Consider the following 23,116-nt stretch of genomic DNA (forward strand, 5'->3'; position numbering starts at 1 on the left):
CATGCCTCGGCCGACAGGGCGCGCCGGGCACTGGAAGGAGAGCCTTCCTTCCGAACGCGCGTACAAGCGACAGGCGGGCTCCGCCGCTCCGACGCTGGAACAGGACCGCGCCGCTGGCGGTCGTGACCGGCGCGCCGTCGCCCTCGGCGACGGCCGCTACGCGCGCGCCTCCATCACCCTCAAGCTGTACCGGCGGACACGGCGCATCCGGGCCTATATCCGCTGGTCGCAGGACGGCGGTACACAGGAGCGCTATGTCTGCGAAGTGGACAGTGCCACTCGCGGGGAGAATCTCGCCGAGGCGTGGCGCCAGGCCCGGGAGATGGGCCTGGTGAGTGATCGGCCACTGCCGGCCGACTCCAAGGCGTCCTCCACCAGCGTTCGCGCCGTGATGCGCGCCAATCGCGGCAAGAACACCGGTCCAGAGCTCGCCCTGCGGAAACTGCTGTACCGACGCGGCCTGCGTTACCGGGTGGATACGCGCCCCATTCCCGATATCCGGCGCCGGGCGGACCTCGTGTTCCCTGGTCCCCGGGTCGCGGTGTTCGTGGACGGCTGCTTCTGGCATGGCTGTCCCGAGCACTACCGTGCCGCGACAAGGAACGCCGAGTTCTGGCGGGACAAGATCGAGGGCAACAAGAACAGGGATGTCGAGACCACCGAGGCTCTCCGCTCCGCAGGCTGGGCCGTGATCCGGGTCTGGGAGCACGAGGCCCTGGAGTCGGCGGCCGAGCTGATCGCCCACGAGGTCCAAGCGCGGCGGGCGGAGGCGAGGTCTAAGCCCACAAGCGTCGACGCTCCCGCTAGAGGGGACGGCCACTGAGCAGGTCGTCGATGGCGTCCGTCAGACGCCGCAGGACGATCCGCCCCTCGTCCGTGCTCGCAGCTAGCACCTTCTCGCCCGGGTTGAGGCCGGCTTGGGCAAGAAGACTGATGGGCAGTACGACGGTGCCGTCGTCGCGGATCGTCACTTCTTGCGGGTCCTGGATCATCGACATAGTGTCTCATCCCCGCCCCAACCCCCACCTGGGAATTCGGGGTGCTCCCGTCACCCCTCCGACGTGCTGGTCGCTCTCGACGCGCGCAAACGGCCTTTGCCATCCACTTCTTTAGTGATGTCCAGGGCGAGCGGGTCACTCCTTGCCATTCCGGACCTCCACGACGTTCTCCACAAGCCGTTTACCGTCCATGACCCGCGAAGGGCCGTGACCATGCTCGATCGCGTTGCGCGCGAGAGTCGGGGTGCGTCGCTACTTGCAATGTCATCGCTCACCGCCCCGGCGCGCACGAGGCTTCGAGCTGTCAGAAGACCCTGATCAGGTCGAGGACGTGGCCCTCGCCGGACACGCTTCCTCCTCGCAACCGTGGTGGACCTGGGCAGTGCCCTCCCTGAGGTTCAGGACGAGGGCGAGGACACAGCCATCGACCACTCCGAGTTCGAGAGCGTGACGGCGAAGGCTGGAGACCTGAGCGAAGCTCGTGCCGCGGCGGACGGTGAGGGGCGCGTGCCCCCCGAAGCTGGCGAACGTGCGGCTCATAGGGGCTTGGCGGAGGCCAAGGCGCCAGGTCAGCCAGGAGTTCACTCGCACTCCGCTTCCACGCAGGACATCGCGGTCAACGGGAATTCGGGCGCCCAGCACATCACCGTGGACGGCCATGGTGGCCGGCTGTGCTGGCTCCGCCTCCTCGATCGGCTGGGCGCCACGGGTAACCAGGTCGATGAGGCCGTCGGCGGTTTCGCCTATCTGGTCGCTAAGCAGACACTGCGTGAGCCGCCACGCGGTGACGGGGTACAGCTCCGTGACCTTCGCGAAGAGGGATCCTCGGGCGATTGGCCCGTGTTCGGTGACCACCGCGACCAGGGCCTCGACGGCGTTGCTGAACGGGGTGAGGCGCAGGTGTGACCACTCGGCCAGGGCCCAGAAGCCCTCGGGCCGACTCAGAACGAACCGGTCATCACGACGCAGTGCCTCCCGCGCCGCCTTTTCCGTCGCCACGGACATGGGCTTGAGCAGCTCCTCGGTGGTACAGGGGCGACCGGCCTCCAGCAGGTACAGGTACGCGGAATCGCGTCCCCTCGCCTTGCGGCGAACCCAGTGCCCGTCCGTGTTGGAAGCGACCTTGGAGCGGGGATCGTCGAGAAGACCTGCCAGGGGGATCCCCTCGGGCACGCCTGCCGTACGGGCCGCCTCGCGGAGCCCGTCGCCAGCCAGGGGCGCGCTGGCCACCAGTCGGCGCAGCGCGGCATCAAGCGAGTCTGGGTGGGCGGTCCACCAACCCCGTAGGGGGCCAGCCCACGTGTGCGGGGCTTTCAGGCCGGCCTCCAACAGGAGCAACTCCAGAACGACGTGGTCTCTCACTCCCAGGGCGGCCGCGAAGACTTCTCTACGGACGGCGGGCGCCGCGCCGACAGCCCGCAGAATCTCACGCCACCCTTGGTGGGCTATATCGGTCATGGCGGCAAGACTTTGCTGCCGCTGAGTGATGATCTGTCGCACCCGCTCCCGGGTCACCCTGAACTCGGCCCCGGCCTCCTCCAAGGTACGGCCCGCCGCTCGGGCCTCGACGATGGCCCGGGCGCGGTTGTCGAATCCCGAGTGCCATGCCTGGATCATCCATCCCTCGTCGAACATGACTGCCTCTACATCTCATTGAAGTAGATAATCCTCACGCCCAGGAACTTGGCCAGACGCTCGTGCTGGGCCTTGTCCTCGCGTGTGAGGGGGTTGAGGAAGGGATCGATGACACAGATCGTCCACGGCGCGGTCTCGCCACCAGATCGGTCGAGGATGGCGGGCCACACCAAGTGCTTGAAGCTCGCGTCGGGACCGGCCACGAAGTGCAGTTCGTCGTCCTCCGAGCCGACCCTGCGGACCTTGGCTCGCATCGGCTTCTGCCGCTTGGATCGAGGAACTATCTCCCACTCCCCTCCCAGCGTCTTCGCGATGATCTCGTCGATCGTCGCGGCGGGCCTCTTCACGTACTTGGCGTATTTGCCCACGCCCCGGCGGGCCCGTTGGTACTCCTTCATCGGACCGTCCTTGAGCCACGGCCGGACGTTCGCGGCCATGCCGACGAATCCGATCAGCCGACCTCCGACCTCCGGGTCGTCCGTCCACTGCTGGTAGAGGCGGGTGCGATCGCTGTCCTGCAGGTTGAGCCAGTCGGCCTCGGCGGCCTGCTCGAAGACCCGGGTGAGGACGGCGGCTTCGACCTCAGTCGGGATCTTGTAGTCGGTCACAGGATTCCTTTCGGCATGGGGAACTGGAGGCGGACCTCGTCCGCTGCGGTCTCGAGGTTGGCGGCGTCCTCGATCCACATGTCCATGAGGGAGCCGACGGTCTCGTCCTGAAACTCGATCCGGGAGGCGTGGGGGAGCTCCAGGTGTTCGGCCTCGGTGGCCTCCAGGGTCCGGCGAAGGTTCAGGGCTGCGGCGGCGCGTCGGATGTCTGTCACGAAGTCGAGGACCTTGAGCGCCTTCTTACTGGGGCTGAGGCGCAGCCCGCGGCCGAGCTGCTGCACGAAAATTCTTCGGCTGTGGGTGACGCGCAGGAACGCTATGAGGTTCACATCGGGCACGTCGACGCCTTCGTTGAACACGTCGACGCAGGTGATGACCGGAACACGCCCAAGGCGGAACTCGTTCAGCAGGACGTTGCGGTGACGCTTGGGCAGGCCGCTGTGGAGATAGGAGGCGTTGACCCACTGCGGGTCGGAGACCGAGAGGAGCTCCGCCATGTGTTCGGCGTGCTCGATCGTCTGGCAGAAGACGATGGCGCGGGGTTCGGCGGTCTCCCGCCAGGCCGCCCGCAGGTGCTCGACGATTTCTTCGTCCCGTTGGGGGAGGAAGAGGTGCCGGTTGAGATCCTTGATCGAGTAGCCGTGGCGGCTGATCTCCTTGACGGCGTCCCAGTCGACGCCGTCGGCATACAGTCGGTAGTCAACGGCGGACAGGAAGCCCGCTGCCATGCCCTCGGCGATGCCCATGGTGAAGCTGGGGTAGCCGAATCGCGCCGTGATGTCGAACTTGTCACCGCGCCAAGGGGTGGCGGTCACGCCGAATTGCGCCGCAGCCGAACACAGATCGAGGAGTTCCGCAAACCTGCCGGTCTCGGCCACGTGATGGGTCTCGTCGATCATGACGAGGTCAGGACGGTAGCCGTTTCGCGTAGCGGTCAGCGCCGACTCGACGGTCGCGACCACCACTCCGGCCAAGTCCCTGGGCTTGCTCTCACCGGTAAGGAGGCGGGTGGGAACGGTCTTCGGGATGTGCCGCCACAGCGCCTTCTCGAGCTGTTCCACGAGGTCTCGCATGTGCGCCACCACGAGAACCTTGGCCTGCGGACGGGACTTCAGGAGATTGCTGATGACCTCTCCTCCGACGACCGTCTTGCCCAATCCGGTCGCCAGAACGAGGAGCGCCGAGCCATCGGCCGCGAGGTCGCGCTCGATGGCCTCTACCGCCTCGGCCTGATAGCACCTCAGCTTGTAAGGGCTCGGCACGCGCTCCGGCATGCGCTCACCGATTGTCGCGAGCGTGGCACCGTGCCACAGCGCGATGTCAACGCCGACACCGGCCAAGGCGCGGCGGCGCGCCTCGGCCGGCCCGGTGATGTTCGTATTGGTCGCCAAGACGGCCTTGTCCGCCCGGTAGTGGATACGGGCCCGCTCGAGGTCGTCAACGCCGGCGTGGTCCGCCATGCCGTGCGCTTTCCACTTGCTCTGGAACACCCACTGCTCGCGGTTCCGGACGGCGAGGAGATCCGCGCCGTGGTCGTTGGCGCCATCCACGACACGAACGTCATGGAACCCCAGGTGCCACAGAGTTCGCTCGAGTGCCTTGGTCAGTCCCGCCGGGCCACCGTCCCGCAGCTCGGCGGGGGACAGGAACACGGCGTTCACTCTTCACCGGCCAGCTCGTCAGCGAGCAGGGTGATGCTGAGGCGGGCACGCTGGAGCTGGAGGACGGTGGCCTCACCGGCGAAGGTCCCGATGGTTGCCACGTCAGCCAGGTAGCCCGTGACACGGGCCAGGCTCAGGGAGCGCGCGGATGGTGATTTCACATCAGCGTACGGACCCCGGAAGACTCGGCGGTCCAGGAACGCCTCGGGCATCGCCTCCACCAGGCGAACGAGCGCCAGTGCGGGGAGGTAGGAAATGAACTCGGCATCCTGGCCCAAGCGTCCAACTTGGCCGACACGACCAGAGGCGATCATCGACTCTTCGACAGCCGTCCTCTCCTCCTCGCTGAGGTGGCCGAAGACCTGGCGATACTCACCGGAGCGGTTGAGTTCTGCGACCGTGCGGCTGCGGATCTCGTTCAGCAGGTCACGGGCCTCCGCACCGACCGTGGTGCCGTCCAGCGCGCTCTCCTTGAGGGACTGAGAGCGGATGCCGGCGACCAGCTGGGACGGGCCCCACTCGGAGCGCGCGCGAACCTTTAGCAGAGGTGCCAGTTCGGCCAGGAGGAGATCGGCGTAGTCCGCGCCGAACCGCCGGAACACCTCGTGGTCGGCATCAACGAAGGCGGCGAGTTCGTTGCCCGCGCGCTGGTCGAGCAGGACCGGGACGGCCTGTCCCAGGTCGTCAAGGAGAGGCTCACCGCTCTTGAGAAGGCGCGTCTCGACATTCAGGTAGCCGAGGTCGGGGTGGCCGAACGGGCGACTGAGGTACGAGTGCCGTGTCGAGGCGTTCTCATAGCGAGCCAGGCGCTCGCTTCGGGTCTCGGACTTCCCCTTCGCCTCCTTCGGATTGGTGGTCGTGTCATCGCCGCCAGCCTCCGGGCCGGTCGACTGGGTGGAGCCGGAGGCGGGCGCGTCGACGGGCACGCCGAGGGCGTCCATGACCGCCTGCTCATCGGGCTGGTTCGGGACGCTGGCCGTCGTCTTGGCCTGCTTCCCCTTGTTCTTGCTCTCCTCGTGTTCGAGGATCGCCTGCCACCAGCGTTCGTCCGTCTGGAACTCCGGATTGCCCTTATGGAACTCGTTGCCCCAGCGGCGGGTCTCATCGTGGATGGGCTTGCGACCGTCACCGGGTACCAGACAGCGCAGGCCGGCGTCGTTACGGCGGTATCCCTTAAACAGCAGGGCGAGCGGGCTCACGTTCTCCGGGTAGCCGAGGGCCTCGGCCCTCTTGGGCTGGAGCGGTGCCACCCCACGCAGCAGTTCCACAGCGCTGCGCCAGCTCCGGTCCGCGTACTCGAAGGCGTCCTTCTGGTAGGTCACGGGGACGTGGTCGAGGTGGATCTCACCGATGATGCGACCACCCTGGTGGGCGAGCTCGACAGGATACTCGGGGTCCTCATTGCCGGGAACGCCGTCGGGATTGTTCCAGGTGAACAACTGCCTGTCCCAGCGCAGGATCTTGCGACCGTTGCGAAGGAAGTCGATGCCGTAGTCGGTCTTGTGGAGGTAACGCTGAATGCCGAGCCAGCCCCAGATCCGGCGTTTGCGGACGGTGAGCTTCTCACTGCCGCAGTCGGCGCATTCGTCGCCGTGAGTCAGCTGCCACTGACCGCAATCGGAGCAGGCGACCCCGTCCTGGAGCTCCTCGTCGATCTCGATGTACGCGGGGATGCGTTCCTTGCCGTTGTAGAGCACGAAACGGTCGTCCCCCCAGCGGCAGTGCCGGACCGGCTTGACCCGGGTCCCGCCCACGTAGAGCTCGAACCCGCGCGCGTCCAGGATCCACGAGTACACGGAGCCCAGCATGTTGCGGAGGGCTTGCCCGTTGCGGCGCAGCCACTCCGCCCGCGTCCGGTTCAGCCGGTCGATGACGATCCGCGTGCCGTGCTGAGCAGGGTCACTCTTCGGCTCGGTGATGTCCGTCGCCTCGAAGTCGTCCTGAATGTGGTCCAGGTCGATCTCGACGCCGATCCACTCGCTGTCGCCGGGCCGCGTAGTCAGGACGCGGGTGCGCTTGCCGAGGCGGGCGGTGGCCACGTTGAAACCCATGCCGAACAGGCCGAGCTTGTCGTGCATGTCGTTGCCGGACCAGCCGGCCCGCACCGCGCGTTCCAGACGCTCGTACGTCATGCCCCGACCGGTGTCGGCGATGACGAGTTCCCCGTTAGCCGAGGACGGCAAGGACACACTGACCTTGTACCCGTCGGGCCACTCCACTCCGGAACGGACGATCTCGCTGAAGTCGTCGAAGGAGTTATCAACGAGCTCGGCCACGCACTGCCACTCGTCGAACTCGATCTCGCCCAGCATGCGCAGCACGCGGGCCGAAGGGGTGATCTTCACTCCGGCGGAACCCTCTCCTGGTTGAGCAGACGCGCTCGAGAACCGCTTCCGTACGTCAGTGCACGGCGAAGCAGCCCGACTCGGACGAGCCACGCATCGATCCCGAGGGTATAGGCGGCCACTGACAACTCGTCTGCCGCTTTCGGAATCTCGCTAGGTAGGCCATCAGGCGCACTGGCACAGCGGGCGGTGACGGAACGACGGCTACCTCGGTCTCAGGCGCGATCACCCGGGCCAGGTGATCACACCACACAGGAAGCCAAACAAGAGCGCACTGCTGCCTGTGCACCCACGCTGGGAGCGCGACCGCCACTGGCACTCCTCCGACTGCATCCCTGTCGAGCACGCCCTCGCCGACCACAAGCGCTGGCAGCAGCTCACCCCCTTCACCCACCGGCGCGGCCCGGCCATGGTCCACTCGCCCCTCATCGCCTCCACCATGCCCACCCCACGTGCGACACGGCTCAAGGTTCCAGCCGACTGCGCACCTGGAGGACAATCGCGGCAGGACGCGGGGACAGTGGCGGCAGATAGGGGCAGGGGTGGGCGAGAAGTGGGCCGGGGCGGAGGGGACCTGGCCGGACGGGCGGGAGGTCGGCCCGTCGCTGGCATCCTTGCGGGCCGCGACGCGAGCCTTGCGGTTTCATCTGGACACGCTACCCGCGGTCTTCCACTTCGACGGGCCAGCCGACCAGTTCCTCGCCGAGGCTGCGTTCCCTTACGCGCGCTGGCGGTACGCCTGCGCGGATTCTCTACTGGGTTCCGGCATCGGCGGCACCGTCGTGGGAGCCATGGCCCGCAGCCTGTTCGATGACGGTCTGCTGTGGCAGTGGATTGCCCAATCGCCTGCTGAGAGGCGGCCGGGCCTGCTGGACAGCATGCTTCAGGAACGCAACCGGATCTGCGGATATCTGGCCTCCCACGACGCGACCTGCCCCAACTTGGCCCGCTGGTTCGTTCCACTGGACGGCGTGACCGACCTGACGGGGTCGTCCTTGGAAGCGCTTGCGGCGCCGTCCCTTCCGGATGCCACAGAGCTCTTGGACCTGTTCCTCTCCTCCTCCCAAGCCCGGCCCGCGCCGACCTCACTGCTCGGCGGAAGCGTCCAGGACCTATTGAATGCCGCCCGGGGCTTGCTAGTCGTGTCCGGTCTGCGTGGGGCGGTGATGGTGCTAGCGCACGCCGGTCACGGCAACCTGTTGGGTCTGCAGAGCAGCCTGGCCGCCGGCGGCGCCGCCGGGCATGATCTGCGAGCCGATCACGAGGCGCTGTTCATGCATGTAGCTGCCGTCGGAGTCACCGTCACCCTTCTCGGCGTATGCGCGGCGGCGCCGGAGTGCTGGCCGCCGGAAATCGAGCAGGCAGGCTTCCTGGGCACACTGATGCGGCTGACCGGGGATGTCGTCACTGCGGCAAGCGTGGTACACGGCCTAGGCGACCCAAAACCCCTGGCCGTAGTCAATCCCAAGGTCAGGACCAAGGTGCAGACGCGGCGTCTGCGGCCCGAGACCCTGGTGGCGCATCACGAGGTACTACCGGACGTTCTGCACGCCGGTCCGGTCATCCGCGCGGTCCGCCAGTACGAGGAGTTCGTCGGCAGCTGGACCGTCGATCCGTGGGCTCACGGTGATCCCAAGCTAGCGAGTGTTCTGGCCTACGGCGGCGCCCATTCCACATTCTCCACCGTGATGAACACCTTCGACGATCACGCAGCAGTTACCACGGTGTTCGCCGCGCGGATGCTCCTGGAGGAAGCGGCCCGTTTCACCTGGCTGACCCAGGACCTGCACGACGAGGACGCGTTCGTCCAGCGGTCGACCCAGTACTTCGACGAGTTCCGGGCGAAGAAGAAGAACGCGATCGCCACGTTCGCCGGCAACGGCGTTGCCCTCGCCGCAGCCACCAGGTTGCTGAAGACACCCGATAACGTGGTCGAGGGACCGGAGACGATCACCAAGGGTCGTCAACCGCTGCCGTCGATCGACAAGATGCTCCTGCTGATGGGGACGCCCTATCCCGAGCCGGGCTGGATTCCCGTGGCATACTCCCTCCTCAGCCAAGTCACGCACAGCACTCCCGTCGGGATCGTCCACATGACCCGCTATCGCGAGGGCGTTCTGTCCGCCCACGACATCTCCCCCGAGATGCTCTCTCTCGCTCTGGACGTGGCCTGCCTGGGTAGCGCACGCCTGCTCGGCATATCCGGCCTATTGCTGTCCCAAGGCAGTGACGAGGCGCAGCAGTACGCGACCGGCCTGGCAAAACGTGCCTATGAAGTACACGACGTCGCCCGTCTGGTACACGGGCTGGACTGAGCCCACATCGTGCGACGGCCTCGGCTGTCCCCTTCTTCGCCTCCGGCTTTCCGGGGCGGCCCGCCCGGCTCCACGGCCGCCGGACAGTCGCTGCTCTCCATGCCTCACCATCGCGGCACGAGGCCGTTCCGCTCCCAGGGCACGTCGCTGGGGACACACTGCGGCTCTGGCGGGAGCAGCGTGCGTGGTCGCCGAAGGTTCATGGAGGCGCTCTGTGGTGATCACCGCCCCCTCGCTCGTCTCGCTTGCCGGCCAGGTGGCCGCCTGCGACGGGTTTTGGTTCGGCCTCGCCGTCCTGGGTCTGGATTGCCTGCCACGACTTGCGCTGGCGCTCACGCACGTGCTGACCGCCATGGTCGCCTGTGCCACCGAAGCAGCGGCCGTCTCGCGAGGCCCGGATAATCCTCCTCCGACACCCACTCATGCGGCCACCAAAATCCGCCCCGGCACTGCGCCGTAGAGGTGGCCGCGGTACCTGAACCTGAGAAGTCGCTTCCGCCGAGAGTATTTCTCAAGACTCAGGCTGAGGCTTTCCTGACACAGGCCCGGCACGCCGGGCTCGCCGCCGAGATCCCCATCAGCGCCTTGGACATCCAGACCGACGTCGCCGACCGCAGTCATATCCTCGATGCACGAACACCAGGCCGACGTCACGTCGGTCGCGCAGTCATGGCGCTGAACAGCCTCGGCTCGACACAACCCCCTGCCCTATCTGGCAAGAGCCGAGACGACAAATTTGAGATTCCGGGATTATCTGTGACTGGGGCGCGGAATTGTTCTCAGAGGAGTTCTTGCGCGCCGTTGAGACGACGACAATGTGCCGCATGGAATTTCTACTATCTGCTCACCATCAGAATAGGGCTGAGCCCCGTAGTCACCGGAGCGACCGTGAATCACCTCTCGCGTCTTCATACCGACACGTCGGCCGGCTTACTTGACGACACGGCCGAGGCCAAGCCCCCATCGACGACAACCCTCAGCGTCGCCCCGGAAAGGCCCTGCCCGGCCGGAGGTCCGCGGGTGTCCGTGGAGTACGTCGTTGTCGACGGCGAGGACGCTCAGGCGCTGGCCCAGCGCCAAGGTGCCGCGATCTGCGAGGTGCTGAAGTGGCTCTGCGCCCGCCAAAGCGCCCCAGCGGAAGGCGGACAGGCCGAAACGGCCAGCCCTACGCCTTCCCGCACGGAGAGGGACACCACATGACCGCCACCCCACCTGCCCCCCGGTCGTCCTGGGCACCTCCCGTACCCGGCCGCCCCTGGGCCACCGACGGCATCCCGGACGCCGCGGCGCCTCCAGTGACCGTCCCGGTTGCCTGGCTCGGCCGAACCTCCACGGAGGACGCCCAGGACCCCACGCTGTCGCTGCCCCGGCAGCTACGCAACGCCAGAGCCGCTCTGCCGGCCGGCTGGGTGATCGTCGCCCACTTCTACGACGTCGAGTCCGGCCGCAAGGAAGCGCACGAACGAGGCAACTCCCTGGCCCACCAGAACTTCAAGATCCCCATCCCACGCGACGGCAGCCTCACCGACCTCCTCCAAGAGGCCCAGCGCCCCAACCGTCGCTTCGCTGCCGTCATTTGTGAGTCGATCGAACGCGTCGCCCGCCGCACCTACTTCGGCACGAAGATCGAGTACGAGCTGGAGCAAGCTGGAGTCGCCCTGTGCGCCGCCGACGAGCCGATCATCACCGGCCCCAGGGCCAAGCTCGCCACACCGACCCTCACCCGGCGCATCAAGCAGGCCGTCTCCGAGTGGTACGTGCTCCAGATGCTCGAGCTGTCCTGGGACGGCTTTATCGAGCACATCTTCCAGGGCTGGAACGTGGGCAAGCCCCCCTACGGCTACCTGGCGGAGAAAGTGCCCCACCCCGTTCCGGCTCGACGAGCTGAGGGCCGTACCAAGCACAGGCTCGTCCCCGACCCTCCGCGAGCGTCAACGGTCACGTATATCTTCCAGCTTCGTGGGCTGAATAAGCTCGGTTACGATGCCATCGCCGACCGTCTGAACCTGGACCTAGCGGCTTACCCGCCTCCGGAGCCGACCCGCCCGGATGTGGCCCTGGGGTGCTGGAGCGGTTCCGCCGTGCGAGAGATCCTACGCAATCCCAAGTACACGGGCTACCAGGTCTGGAACCGCCGCGCGATGAAGAAGGGCGGCCGCTACAACCACCCGAAGGACTGGGTGTGGTCGCCCCGGCCCGTCCATGAGCCTCTTGTCACCAAGGAACTGTTCGACGCCGTCTCCACCGTGGGCCGCAAACGCCGGGGATCCCGCACCGCCCCCGGAGCCAACACGCACCCGGCCGCCAAGCGCTCCTACGTCCTGCGGTCGTACGTCTACTGCGATATCTGTGACCGCCGCATGTTCGGCAAGACCCGCCACCAGATCTCCTATTACGCCTGCCAGCCCGACCCCAACGAGCATCGTGAGCAGCCGTGGTTCCCTGATCACCCCAAGAGCTTGTGGATCCGTGAGCAAATCCTGATCACCTCCATCTCCCGCTTCTTCGCCACCAGAATCTTCGAACTCGATCGGCGTAGCCATCTCAGGGCCGCCCTCGAAGCGGCTCAGTCCGCAGATGGGGCCGGCGACCGCATCGCCAATGAGTGGGCCGTGCTGGGGCGCAATATCAGTGCCATCGGCCGGCACCAGACCCGTCTCATCCTCACCCTCGCCGACAGCCTCGGCGGCGAGGATGCCGACGATCTCCACCCGGATCACGAGAAGCAGTTGCGTGACGCGACCCACCGCGAGCACGCCGCGCTGGGCGCCCAGCGTGAACAGCTCGCCGAGCAGCCGGCTCACCTACGAGCGCCGAAACAGGCTGTGCGCGCCCCCGACAACGCACCTCTGCTGGATGCGTTCCCGCACCTCGATGTGAACCTCGCCCTAGTCCCGGAGGAGATCCAACGACGGCTCTACAGCGCCTTCGGCCTGGAGGTTCGCTACAGCCGACCCCACGAAGAGCTGACCCTGCGGGTGACGATCCCGGACTACCTGCTTGACGGACGCACGCTCAACGTGGATCCGTTCCCGGAACACGAAGCAGCAGCTACAGACGAGCACGACCGTACCGTCTGAGCGTGATGGCGCCGACGGTCACACCGCCAGCCCTGTCCAGAAACAGCCACGCTCACAAGATCAAGCCCATCGGGATCGGTGGGGTGCTGGCCAGTGCCTACACGGCTCGCAGAACGTCCACATGATGCGTCATCGGAAACCCGTGCAACCATCAACTCATCTGGGGTGACTGCTGCCGTTCGTCACAGTGCTGGGTAATGGCGTGAAGTGCTGGAGCCGCCGACCCCTCTCCGGCATCGCGCCTCACGCCATCAGAGTGGGCCTTCTACAACATGCGGGGCAACATAGCTCCGAATCGCCGGTTAGCCAAACCGACAATAGCGTGGAGGATTGACGGTCACCGCGATGACCTGCGCGTGGAACGTCCGTGAGCCGGCACGGGCTACCCGCCAAGAGAAAGAACTCGGAATGCACACGAAGATCGAAGAGACTCTGGGCCCTCGCTATAGCACGGCTTACATCCGCGCCACCTGGGACGGAACTGGAAGCGTGGAGGATGCCTCAAGGGCGCTTGGATTCTCACGGGCCAAGGGATACGACCTGATCCGCAGCGGGCAGTTTCCGTGCCGCGTGCTACGCATCGGCCGTAAGACGCGTGTCGTCACGGCGTCCCTACTCCGCGTCCTCGAAAGCGGAAATCCGGAGTATAACGATGCCCGCGCCGGATGCCGCCCAACGCCCTAAGACTGTGTCCTATGTGGTGAGGCGGAGCAGTCGCTTCTCCACAGCGCAGCGAACGACATCTCCGTGCCCAGCCGCTCGGGTTCGTCTCCCACGGTAATCAGCAGCGTGACTGCGCTGTCCGGGCCGATGCCCACCGGTGCCAGTAGCTCTGGGGCGTGGCGTTCGACGAGCCGTGCCAGGCATTGGTTCAGCTCGTCGATCTGCGCGGTGAGCTGTTCGATGCGCTCGGCGAGCATGCGCAACGTCATGTGGGCGGCCCGGGCCACCGCGTCCTCGTCTCCCCACCGTCGGGTGGGCTGAGGCGCGCGCAGGTACGAAACAGCTCGGCGTTGCCGAGGGTCGACAGCCGTTCCCGCAGGGCGGGGTCGGCTATGACCAGGACGGCCTTGAGCTCGTTGATCGCCTGAGTTGCGGCAGCTGCGGCTCCTACTCCGTGATCAGCACCCCGATAGCCAACTCACCGGAAGAGAACTCCTGAACCTGCTTCGACTGCAGATCGACCCACGAAGGCGTCTGTACCTTCTGCGACCAGGCTGGCGCCCTCGTCCAGCGACTGCTACCAGATTCGTCTCGGCCCGTTCTGACCTTGACTTGCAGCCCCGACTCAACTCGCGCTGAGGTTGAACGTCAAAGTCACAGCAGGTACGAGAAGCGCAGTGCCCCGCCGTCCTCGCGGTAGCGGCCCCGGCCGCGCTTTCCGTAGGGGTTGGGGAGCATCTGGATGACCATCTTGTGAGGGGTGAGGGCGTGTGTGACCACCAGGAGGCGCCAGCGGTCGTTGCCCGCGTGCTGGCGGGCCGCGCGGACCTCGCTCTCTCCCAGCTCGAAGCGGCCGCCTTCGCCCGCGGTCGCCTTCACCTCGTACAGGTAGGGCCGACTGCCGGAGCCGACCCGGAAGTCGAAGCCTAGGCCGTCGTCGCCGGACGGGCCGGGGAAGGCTTTGCGGCGGTTGCCCGACACCCAGGCAGTCTCGTCCACGCGGTCCGGGTAGCGCGCACACAGCCACTGGTACGCGTACCACTCGCCCACGTACCCGATGGCCTCCCGCTGGGCCGTGGTCAGCCCGCTGTCCGTGCTGCCCCCATACCGCAGCCCGCGCGTGCGACCGGTGGCCTGGGTGCGCCCGGTCTGGGGACGGGGGTCCGTAAAGCGGAGAGGCCCGGCGGCGGTGATGCCTGGCGCCGAGCCGCTCCGCAAAACCCGGTCAAGTTCGCGGGTGAGGGCGGTGAAGTCGCCGGAGTACACGTCGAAGTCGCGGCCGCCGACGGAGATCGACCTCCGTTTTCGCTCCCGTTCGCGGCGCTCGTGTTCCGCCGCGTTGCGCACCCGGTCCAGGTCGGCCTCGGACAGCCCGTGCCGTTCGGGATCCGTCGCCACCGCCATCCCGTCGGGCCACTGGCCGAGGGCCGCCAGCCAGCCGACGACGTCGGTGGGGGACAGAGGTCGGAAGTCCAGCGCGCCCGCGGCCTCCAGCCGCGTGGTGACCTCCTCGGCGGGCTCGGCTACGGTCAGGGCCGCGGGCAACGAGTGGCCGGCCGCCCTGACCAGGACCGCGAGGTCGGCGGCCAGGCCGGTGATCATACGGAGGTTCGCGCCGCGTACCTGGTCGAGGGCGGGCAGGCGTTCGCCTGACCGGGGCAACGGCACCGGGCGGCCCAAGCGCAGCGCCAGCTGCTCCTCCACGTGCGCCTCCAGGCTCCCCGTGTCGGCCGTGTCCACGGTGTACGCCCATGCCTCCGGCGCGGTGATCCAGTCCAGGGCTCGGACCGAGGGCCAGTCGGGCATCGGACGGCGTGCGTCGAAGTCCTCCAGCACTGCCCAGCGCAGCCGGTTGACGAGCTCCTTCTTGCGCAGGTCCAGGTAGGTGCGGAGCGCCTCCCCGTGCTCGGCGGCGTGGCTGATCGGTTCCAGGGGTGGGCTCATCGTGCGCAGGGTGTCGTTCAGCTCGGCGAATCCGATGCCCAGGTCGCGCCGCAGTTCGTCCGTACCGCGGGCCACGCGGGCTCTGGCGATGAACTCGGATACGGGGAGCGGGAGCTCGGCGGCGTACTCCTCGAGGTGAGTCTGGAACTCCCGGGTGTCGCCCGGCGGCGGCAGGAACAGCGAGTTCGCCGTCTCCGTGCCGAGCAGGTGGACGAGGAAGGGCCGGCAGCGCTCCAGGACCACGGCGATGGCCCCGTCGATCCGGAGGCGTGTCTCCTCGACCTGGTGGACTGCAACTTCCAGGGCGTCGGCGAGCTCCTCCTGGCTCGGGTCGCGCAGGTCGGAGTGGCGGGAGGCGAGCTGGTGGGTGGCGAGGCGCAGCCGGTCGCCGAACTCCCGCCGTCCCAGCAGCTCGGCGACCGCCACCACGATGCGGGTGGTCTCGGGCCAGCCCGGCTCGCCTGCCGGGGCGAGGACGAGCGGATGCTTCGGATCGGGCAGTGGCAGCACTCCGCCGAGGCGGCCCGGCAACGTCACGGGCCGGCCGTCGAGCTCGATGTCCCAGGAGCGGTAGCGGTGCAGACGTACGCTCCGGACCAGAGACGTCAGCTCGCTCAGCTCGGCCTCGCTCGCCCGGGGGCCGCGCGCCAGGTGGTCGGAGAGGACGCCCACGGCCAGCGTGAGCCAGGGCAGTTGCTGGGCCAGTGGTTCTCCCATGCTTGCGGGGTTAACCCGTGTGCCGTCCACGGTCACCGTGAACATCAGGTCGTCGGTGTGCCGGACGGTGGTGGGGTGTTCGGCCGCCAGCAGCTCGGCGGCTTTCGTCGAGACACCGGGCAGGGTGAGCAGGGGGCGCGCCGTCTCCCGTATCAGCAGGGCCGTCAGGCTGTCGCGTTCACCGCTGATGTAGAGCACGGTCCCGGCATCACCATCGCCATCGCTCTTCCTGCCGTCCAGGGCGGACAGCGGTACGCTGATCAGCCGGTCCTCGGACTCAGCGAGCAGACTGGCGCCCTTGGGCAGTGCGGGACGGGGCCGCCGTACGAGGTGCTTCCAAGCGCGTTCGTTGGCGCGCTGCGCGGCGGGCCGGTCCTCGGCCCCCAGTGCGCCCTCCGCCGCGAGCCGTCCCAGCGCGGCGATGAGGCGGTCGCTGTCTCGGGGGTCGTCCCAGGTCGGCAGCCGCATTTCCCGCAGGCGGTCGCCCGCCTTCCCGCGTTCCAGGAGGTGGCGCAGCCGATGGTCGACGGTCGGTGCGTACGAGGGCTCCTCCTCCAGCCCGGGCGGGCAGTGCCAGGCGTCGGCCGGCCGGACGAACCGGACGGCCCGGTCGCGGCCCCGCACCGGGAGCCACGGCTGCTCCTGGACGAAGGCGCCGAGCGGGGTCGGGACCCGTTCCCTGTCCGGGGAACTCTGGCTGCCGGCACTGGTCCAGACGCTGGCGAACCTCGCGTCGTTCCAGCTGGCCAGGCCATGCAGGACAAGCCGTGCGTACGCCAGCCGGGCCTCCTGGCCAAGGCGTCCGACGATGTCCTGGCCGGGGAGCCGCCAGGCGGGGGTTCCCCGGTACGGCGTCCGGGGGTAGTAGACACCGGGCCAGTGGACGTAAGGCTCCCACTGCTCCTGCACCTCGGCAGACACCTTCGCCATGCGGACCAGCTGCCGAGTGCTGAGCTCCCGACCTTGCTCTACCCAGCTCAAGGCGTCGGAGGACGTGACCGGGACCAGCCCGTCGGCCACCCCGGCCTCCAGCAGGAACGCCCGCCACTCCTCGGTCTCGCCCCGCTTGGCAAACTCCTCGGGCGCGGCAAGGAGGCGTCCAGCGATCGCCTTCAGGCTCTTCGACACATCCTGCCCGGCGGCGACCACCGCCGCCAGGTCCTCACCTACGGACGCGCGGCCCCAGCCCCGGCCGAAGACGGCGCCGCTCGCCCTGATCAGCCGGCCGTCCGCCGACGGTACGTACAGTCCGAGCGAGGAGATCTCCGTCCCGCCCAGCGAACGCCGCGGCTGCCACAGCCGGAAGACGAACCGCAGGGTCTGGATCCGCAGCCGGAGATCGGTGCTCGCGCTGAGCGCCTGCCGCACGTGCTCCAGCAAGCCCCTTGTGTCGTACGGCCGGACGAGCCCCTCCTGCTCGAGGAAGGCGCGGGCGGCCCGCCCGCGCGTACGCTCGCCGCGGTCCTTCCAGACCAGCCACGGGTGCAGGGAGAACAACCGCTTGCCGAGCAGGGCAGGGATGGACGGGGCCTCGGTCTGGTTCGCCTCCGTACGCACCGGCTGGAAGAACGCCTCACGGCGGACACCCTGACCGCTCGGCTTGCCCTGTGTACGGGTACTTGTGCCCGCACCCGCCCTGCCGAGGGGACGGTTGGTGTACCGCAGTGTGCAGTCCTCCGCGAGCAGCAACTGCCTGCCGTGCAGGACGTGCCCGTCGTCTTCGAAGAGGGCGGCCAGATCCTCGTAGAGCGCGCTCCACTGCTCGGGGGACTCACCGGGCCGGGGTAGGGGAAGGCCCCCGACGATCCGTTCCACGTACTCGGCGAGGATCTCCGGGCCCGGCTCCCACGGGCACGCGAGGGCCTTGCACAAGGTGGCCAGCCGTTTCAGCCGGCCCCCGCCGACCTCAGGGTCCGCCACCACGATCCCGGCGTCGTGCGCGCGGTGTGCCGTGAGAACGGTCAGGTCGAGGTCCGGCCACAGGACCGCACCCCGGGGCGGGGCCCAGCTCGTCTCCGGCAGGGCGCCGTCCGCGGCGAGGACGGGCACGAGCGGTACGTCGGCAAGTTCGCTCCCGTGCACACGCAGAGCCGCCGTGCGGAGCCGCCCCGCCGAGCCCTTCTCACTCTCCCAGCTCACCAAGTCCACGGCCAACTGCCGCATGGACAAATCGGGCACGGTACGCAGTACCGCGGCGGCCGCCAGACAGGTCTCGGCGACCGCGTCGAGCAGCAGTACGTTGAGGGGGTTGTCGGGGGGAAACCCGGTGCGGTCGAACTTGGTGAAGAACGGGGCGTTCACGTGCCCCGGGAACGGCGCGGCCTGGTCCTCGCCCATCGGCAGGAAGGTGTAGATCTGCCCGCGTAGCGGTCGGCGCAGGGCGGGCAGCGGGAGTGCGACCTCGACGACAGCGGACCGCTTCCACTCCTGCCACGTGTCGTCGAGGAGTCCGGAACCCACGGCCTCGGCGAGGGTGCTGTTCAGCCGTTCCTTCTCCACGGTGCCCCGAGCTACGAGAAAGGTGCCGGACGGCCCCAGGTCCACGGTCGCGCAGGAGACGGGGAATCCCTGCCCTGCGCCGTCCTGCGCAACGGCGAAGCGCTCCTCGGAGCGGGTCAGTTCGTGCAGCTCGAGCGTCTCGTGACCGTCGTCCAACTCGCCTGCCTCGCCACCGCCGGCCCGCCGTTCCAGCGTCAGGCCAGCCAGCCGGTCGAGGAACAGCATCACGGGTACCTTCGCCTCCGCGAGCTCGCGCATCCGCAGCCGGACCTCGGCCCGGGCGGCCTCGCTCAGCAAGGGCAGCCGGACAATGGTTACGTACCCCTGGGCAGCGAGCTGCCGACAGGTCGCGGGCACATCGTCCAGCGGCAGCGGCGCCTGGAGCGGCGGATACTTGGCAGCCACCTCATGGGCGTTGTCCTCACCGGCGAGGAACTCCTCCACGTCGGCCCTCTGCGCGAAGCGGAAGCAGTACCCGTCCAATTCCGGACCGAGCGGGCTGTCGGAGTCCGCGCTGTAGATCTCGGGTGCCTCGCTGATCAACAGGATGCTGCGGAACCCGACGCCCTTGTTCCCGATGCCCTCGCCGACCTCCTTCGAGCTCTGGGCGAGCTCGCAGATCCGTTTGACGTTCCGCCAGGTGAAGGGTGTGCCGCCGTTGGCGACGTACAACGTCCCCCACTCGCCCTCCGCCTCGTCCAGCAGGACGTGGACCCGTCCGTCGCGGCGGTCCTCCGGATGCGCGTCGTAGCCGTTCTGCAGCAACTCGAAGAGCGAACGGCCGGCGTACTCCCGCGCGCTCGTGTACGACACGGCGTTCACCTGCCGTGCCATGCGCAGGACTTGCTCCGAACGGGCCCCCTCCAGCACGGACCGGCCGTACTCCCGCAGCTGCTCGGCCCGGGCGTTCCTCGCCATGGTCCTCCCCTCACCTCAGCGTGAAGAGGACGGTATCCCGCCGCACTGACATCGCGGGGCGCGAGGGACCACCTCATATTGGGGTTGTGAACACACGGTCTGCAATACGAGGCCGAACGGCCGGAGCAGCGCCTGGAACCAGGACATCAGGTAGGCAAGGGCAGGAGTTGAGGGACCGGGCAACCCCCGCCCCGACTCCAGGATTTCGAGAACTCACTGGCATCCCCGGCACCTTCTGTGGCAGGCTTCCGCGTGCCAGCAACGGGATCTCGCTCGTAGCCAGATCACCAGCTGCGCTTTAGCCAAGGAGTCTGCGGACGCACCCGGGCCACCGGCTTGTCTCTCACCTCATCTTTCACGTAGCAGGCACGAGTCTGTGGCGGTGTTCCCTACCGTGCCCGCACTCGTTGCCCGTGCACCACACGGAGGCTCAGCCATGCCGGCACATTCCGCACCGCCGCATCTCTTCTTCCTGACCCAGCCCAAGGGCAACGGTGCCATCCTCTTCAGCATGCGGGGGACACTCCGCGGACCGGAACTCTCGAAGATCGGGACGTTCGAAGATCACGACGAATCCCAGCTGCTCGCCGCCACGCTCAACGCGGCTCTCCAGGGAGGAGCAGGCGCCCTCGCGAAGGCTCACGGGTGCTCAGCTTCCCTGCCTGGCCCCCTCAGGAAGGCGATCACTGACATCGCGGATGAGATCGAGGACACACACCGTGACGCTCCACGAGCCCGGGCTGCGCGCAGGGCCGCGCGGGCCGTCACGGAGAACCTGGGACAGCTCAACGCGGCCGTGTTCTCGCTTTTCAGCGCATCCCACTGCGGGAGCTGCCTAAGCTGCGGCTGCAAGTTTGCCGAGGACTGCGCGAAGTGCGCCGTCTGCGGCTCGTCCCCTCGGGGCCGCGGCTGTGGGGACTGCGGCGGCGTTGGGGTAACGCCCAGGACCGCATTCGTTCTCCATCGGCAGCTGAGGGACCTTGCGGACAAGACGTACCGTGCCGCTTATGACCCCGACTTCTGGGAGCACAGCGTTCCGGTCAGCGCGGGGACTCAGTCGGACTGGTTCCTTCTTCACTGCGCTCGCGCGTACGACGACCTCGCGGCCGATCTACTTGCCGGCGGTATCCCGGAGCCGCGCTGTCTGGCCGAGAGCGTGCTATTCGGCTACGCCGTGGATGGCATCGGCGGGTTCAGTATCGAGTCCGTCCATGAGGATGAGGTCTATCAGACCCTTCCGACCTCTCGGTTCGACTATGACTGGGAGTTCCTCGCTAATGAGAGCGGGCTGCTCGACGTCAGCGACAGGGCGCACGACTTCCTGGAAGCAGACGTGGCCGAAGAAGACCTGTGGGACGAGTGGTTCAAGCCTTACACGGACGTCGAGCCCCGGGCCACGACCCGCAGGTTCTGCTGCTGACGGTCGCCCGAACCCAAGCCATTGCTGGAACGGGCGTCCAGTCTGCTCGACTGGGCGCCCGCCCACCAGGTCTCCATACCGAGCGGGCCACCGAGGAGCGCTGACCGAGCCGGCGGCGCGCCGGTACCCTGAAGGGCACCACGATCATGGTCGACGGCACCCGACCCCTGGCGCCGTACGAGCGGATCTCCGCCGAAGAGTTCGCGGCCTACGAGCTGACCTCGATCGAAGACTCCACGGATGAGGACTGCGCGACCGGCGCCTGCCCGGTTCGGGTGGATGGGGTGATTTGAATTTGGTTCTGGTCGCGATTTCGTGAATGATCTCGAACTTCTGGCTTGGCCTGCCCAGCTCTTGCTCCCGATCGGAAGACAGCAGTGTTCTGAGGTGGCGGAGTCGCCCGCCTCCCCCGTGTCCAGCCGGGGCTCCCCGCCAAGGGCGCCTTCGGCGTCACTCACCCGATGGTGGCTTCGCCCCCCCTTCTGTCAGTGCCGCCTCCTACAGTGCTTCCATGTCTGACAACGAACGGCCGCCGAACCGCAGGCTGGTGGAGGCCGTGTATCCCGCTGGCACCCACCTCGACTACTCCCGCGCCTCCTCCAACGGGATGCGCGGCAACATACGCGACGACCGGGACAACTCGCTCATCGGCCAGGCCGAACTCTTCGACGCCCCCGACCGGTACGCCGCTGGCTACCACGACGGCTACGACGACCGGTCCCACGACGACGAGTTCCTCCGTTACCTCGTGGGCCTGCTCGCCCGCGAGGTGGTCCAGTGGTTGGGGGACCTCGCTTATGACGCGGCGGCCCGCGGCTTCGCCACTGCCCGCCCTCGCGTCAACGCCTGGGTGCGCCAGCGCGTGGACAAGCTGCGCAGCCGCTCACCGAGGGTCGCTGCAGCCACCCACCCCGAGCCCGCCCAGGAATCCGGTCCCGAGCACGTACTGCCGCGACCGGCCGCCGCGACCGCGGGCCACCACCGGGTGGACCCCGTGCTGCGCGCCGACCAAGGTGATGCCTGCGCGAACGCCGCTCTGGAGCGGATCAGCGCTCGGGCGGTCGAGGTCCACGGGATGGCCGCGCGCTACGCCGCTGACCTGCCTGCGGCCGATGCCGCCGACGAGGCCATGCGCCAGGCCGTGGCTGCGGCTGCGCCGGGACTAGCCGCCGCCGCTCTCCAACTCATCGCTTCTGACGAGGCGCTGGGCCTGACCCCTGAGCAGCAGATGTACATGTGGGAACGTGCCGCCGAACTCGACCTCGCCGTGGTCGAAGACCTCACTGGCACTCACACCACGCCGGCAGAGGACGTCACGCTGCAGAGCCTTGGTGCGCGAGGGGCTAGAGGATCGGCCAGCGAACCAACTCAGCACTACCGTCCCGAACTTCGCCCAGCCGATGCTGACGGGCGTGGAACCCTCGAAGCTGGCCGGGCCCGACCTGGTGGTGACGCTACGGCAGTACACCGAGTGGACCGCGACGACCGCCCGGCAACTGGCGGATGTCTTCGCCGACCCGGCGGTGCCAGCGCGGCTGCGCGGCGAGCACTACAGCCACATCGTGCACAGCCCCCTGACGCCCTACCGAACCGCGCTGCTGCTGCACTGGGAGTTGGACGAGTTGGCGACGTACTTCATTGGACTGCAGAACCAGATGCGGCAGACCGTGGAGGAGTACCGCAGCTACCGGCAGCGTGTGCTGGTCGTGGACGCGTACACCCTGCTGCACTGTCAGCGCTTCGACAAAATCCCGTGGTCTCGGGTGTGCGGGAAGGGCCCGGCGACGCTGGTGATCCCGCACGTGGTGGTGGAAGAGATCGACACCAAGTCCTACTCCGAGGGCAGCGAGAAGATCAGGAAACGGGCGCGCGGGGTCTACGAGCTGCTGGGCGACGTCCTCAAGGGGCTGTCCACCGAAGGTCGCTTCGAATTGCACGACGGCACCGAGGTCCAGGTCCTACGCGATGAGCTTGGGCACCGACGCCTGCCGAACAACGACGACGAAGCCGTGGCCCGCGCGGCCCACCTGCAGCAGGCCATCGCACCGCGTCAGATCACCGTCATCACGCGCGACAACGGGATGCGCGGCAAGGCCATGACCTGGTGCCTGCCCTGGGGCTTCCCACCGGACAAGTACCTGATCCCCGAGGACGGCTTCGGTGCGAAGCACCGAGAGGCGAATCTCGCGAGTATTAGCGTCGACGTCCCCGAGGACGGTGACGACACGTAGTCCCGCCCGGGACCGCGGCCTTCCGTGACGGCTACGACCGATGCTTCATGGGCCCACGCCTCCGAGTGGACCATTCACGGCG

At 67.9% G+C, this 23,116-nt stretch carries 16 protein-coding genes and 1 pseudogene; 9 read left to right on the forward strand and 8 right to left on the reverse strand.

What is annotated here, in order from left to right; translation table 11 throughout:
- Position 1 precedes the first annotated feature (1 nt).
- Positions 2–823 carry a very short patch repair endonuclease gene (locus tag AB0L95_RS01085; RefSeq protein ID WP_365154935.1) on the forward strand — a complete coding sequence of 274 codons (822 nt, stop codon included), beginning with the start codon at positions 2–4 and terminating at the stop codon, positions 821–823.
- Here AB0L95_RS01085 and AB0L95_RS01090 read toward each other — a convergent pair.
- The 5 genes from AB0L95_RS01090 to AB0L95_RS01110 all read right to left on the reverse strand — a co-directional run bounded on the left by AB0L95_RS01090 (position 804) and on the right by AB0L95_RS01110 (position 7,247).
- Positions 804–992, reverse strand: a complete 189-nt coding sequence (locus tag AB0L95_RS01090; RefSeq protein ID WP_365154938.1) for an AbrB/MazE/SpoVT family DNA-binding domain-containing protein — start codon at positions 990–992, stop codon at positions 804–806. The genes AB0L95_RS01085 and AB0L95_RS01090 overlap by 20 nt on opposite strands.
- Positions 993–1,316: 324 nt before the next feature.
- Positions 1,317–2,633, reverse strand: coding sequence for a sigma factor-like helix-turn-helix DNA-binding protein (locus AB0L95_RS01095; protein ID WP_365154940.1), 1,317 nt, complete (start codon positions 2,631–2,633; stop codon positions 1,317–1,319).
- 8 nt (positions 2,634–2,641) lie between these two features.
- Positions 2,642–3,241: a hypothetical protein gene (locus AB0L95_RS01100; protein WP_365154943.1), complete on the reverse strand. Its 600-nt coding sequence runs from the start codon at positions 3,239–3,241 to the stop codon at positions 2,642–2,644.
- Positions 3,238–4,893: a DEAD/DEAH box helicase family protein gene (locus AB0L95_RS01105; protein ID WP_365154946.1), complete on the reverse strand. Its 1,656-nt coding sequence runs from the start codon at positions 4,891–4,893 to the stop codon at positions 3,238–3,240. Before AB0L95_RS01105 ends, AB0L95_RS01100 begins: the two co-directional genes overlap by 4 nt.
- A gap of 5 nt (positions 4,894–4,898) precedes the next feature.
- Positions 4,899–7,247, reverse strand: coding sequence for an ATP-binding protein (locus tag AB0L95_RS01110; protein ID WP_365154948.1), 2,349 nt, complete (start codon positions 7,245–7,247; stop codon positions 4,899–4,901).
- Between the two features lie 196 nt (positions 7,248–7,443).
- Between AB0L95_RS01110 and AB0L95_RS01115 the strand changes: the two are divergent.
- From AB0L95_RS01115 to AB0L95_RS01135, 5 genes and pseudogenes are all read left to right on the forward strand, one after another.
- Positions 7,444–7,647 (forward strand): annotated as a pseudogene (locus AB0L95_RS01115) (IS5/IS1182 family transposase); the annotation flags it as partial.
- A gap of 142 nt (positions 7,648–7,789) precedes the next feature.
- Positions 7,790–9,562, forward strand: a complete 1,773-nt coding sequence (locus tag AB0L95_RS01120) for a hypothetical protein (protein ID WP_365154951.1) — start codon at positions 7,790–7,792, stop codon at positions 9,560–9,562.
- A gap of 214 nt (positions 9,563–9,776) precedes the next feature.
- A complete protein-coding gene (locus AB0L95_RS01125) occupies positions 9,777–10,022 on the forward strand; it encodes a hypothetical protein (RefSeq protein ID WP_365154954.1) in 246 nt (81 codons plus the stop codon).
- 736 nt (positions 10,023–10,758) lie between these two features.
- A complete protein-coding gene (locus tag AB0L95_RS01130; RefSeq protein ID WP_365154957.1) occupies positions 10,759–12,642 on the forward strand; it encodes a recombinase family protein in 1,884 nt (627 codons plus the stop codon).
- Positions 12,643–13,050: 408 nt separating this feature from the next.
- Positions 13,051–13,326: a helix-turn-helix domain-containing protein gene (locus AB0L95_RS01135; RefSeq protein ID WP_365156455.1), complete on the forward strand. Its 276-nt coding sequence runs from the start codon at positions 13,051–13,053 to the stop codon at positions 13,324–13,326.
- On the opposite strand, the gene AB0L95_RS01140 is transcribed toward AB0L95_RS01135, so the two are convergent.
- Both AB0L95_RS01140 and AB0L95_RS01145 read right to left on the reverse strand, forming a co-directional pair.
- The gene (locus tag AB0L95_RS01140; protein WP_365154960.1) at positions 13,323–13,592 is read right to left on the reverse strand and encodes a hypothetical protein; all 270 of its coding nucleotides are present in this window, start codon (positions 13,590–13,592) and stop codon (positions 13,323–13,325) included. The two genes, AB0L95_RS01135 and AB0L95_RS01140, sit on opposite strands and share 4 nt — an antisense overlap.
- A 367-nt stretch (positions 13,593–13,959) precedes the next feature.
- Complete coding sequence (locus AB0L95_RS01145) at positions 13,960–19,383, reverse strand: DUF3883 domain-containing protein (protein WP_365154963.1); 5,424 nt, start codon at positions 19,381–19,383, stop codon at positions 13,960–13,962.
- 436 nt (positions 19,384–19,819) lie between these two features.
- On the opposite strand from AB0L95_RS01145, the gene AB0L95_RS01150 reads away from it, so the two are divergent.
- A complete protein-coding gene (locus AB0L95_RS01150) occupies positions 19,820–20,803 on the forward strand; it encodes a hypothetical protein (protein ID WP_365154965.1) in 984 nt (327 codons plus the stop codon).
- A gap of 146 nt (positions 20,804–20,949) precedes the next feature.
- Positions 20,950–21,096 carry a hypothetical protein gene (locus AB0L95_RS01155; RefSeq protein ID WP_365154968.1) on the forward strand — a complete coding sequence of 49 codons (147 nt, stop codon included), beginning with the start codon at positions 20,950–20,952 and terminating at the stop codon, positions 21,094–21,096.
- An 869-nt stretch (positions 21,097–21,965) separates the two neighbouring features.
- Here the strand turns inward: AB0L95_RS01155 and AB0L95_RS01160 are convergent.
- Positions 21,966–22,097 (reverse strand): hypothetical protein, encoded by a 132-nt coding sequence (locus AB0L95_RS01160; protein WP_365154970.1) that lies wholly within the window; start codon positions 22,095–22,097, stop codon positions 21,966–21,968.
- 118 nt (positions 22,098–22,215) lie between these two features.
- Between AB0L95_RS01160 and AB0L95_RS01165 the strand changes: the two genes are divergently transcribed.
- The gene (locus AB0L95_RS01165; RefSeq protein WP_365154973.1) at positions 22,216–23,034 is read left to right on the forward strand and encodes a PIN domain-containing protein; all 819 of its coding nucleotides are present in this window, start codon (positions 22,216–22,218) and stop codon (positions 23,032–23,034) included.
- Positions 23,035–23,116: the final 82 nt, after the last annotated feature.

Origin of the sequence: Streptomyces sp. NPDC052036 (genome assembly GCF_040680495.1) — a bacterium.
In the GTDB taxonomy this organism is placed as follows: domain Bacteria; phylum Actinomycetota; class Actinomycetes; order Streptomycetales; family Streptomycetaceae; genus Streptomyces.

Bases quoted from the DNA above. Each gene is read 5' to 3' on its own strand.
- AB0L95_RS01085 (WP_365154935.1), top strand. From the start codon at position 2: ATGCCTCGGCCGACAGGGCGCGCCGGGCACTGGAAGGAGAGCCTTCCT.
- AB0L95_RS01090 (WP_365154938.1), bottom strand. From the start codon at position 992: ATGATCCAGGACCCGCAAGAAGTGACGATCCGCGACGACGGCACCGTC.
- AB0L95_RS01095 (WP_365154940.1), bottom strand. From the start codon at position 2,633: ATGTTCGACGAGGGATGGATGATCCAGGCATGGCACTCGGGATTCGAC.
- AB0L95_RS01130 (WP_365154957.1), top strand. From the start codon at position 10,759: ATGACCGCCACCCCACCTGCCCCCCGGTCGTCCTGGGCACCTCCCGTA.
- AB0L95_RS01135 (WP_365156455.1), top strand. From the start codon at position 13,051: ATGCACACGAAGATCGAAGAGACTCTGGGCCCTCGCTATAGCACGGCT.
- AB0L95_RS01145 (WP_365154963.1), bottom strand. From the start codon at position 19,383: ATGGCGAGGAACGCCCGGGCCGAGCAGCTGCGGGAGTACGGCCGGTCC.
- AB0L95_RS01150 (WP_365154965.1), top strand. From the start codon at position 19,820: ATGCCGGCACATTCCGCACCGCCGCATCTCTTCTTCCTGACCCAGCCC.
- AB0L95_RS01155 (WP_365154968.1), top strand. From the start codon at position 20,950: ATGGTCGACGGCACCCGACCCCTGGCGCCGTACGAGCGGATCTCCGCC.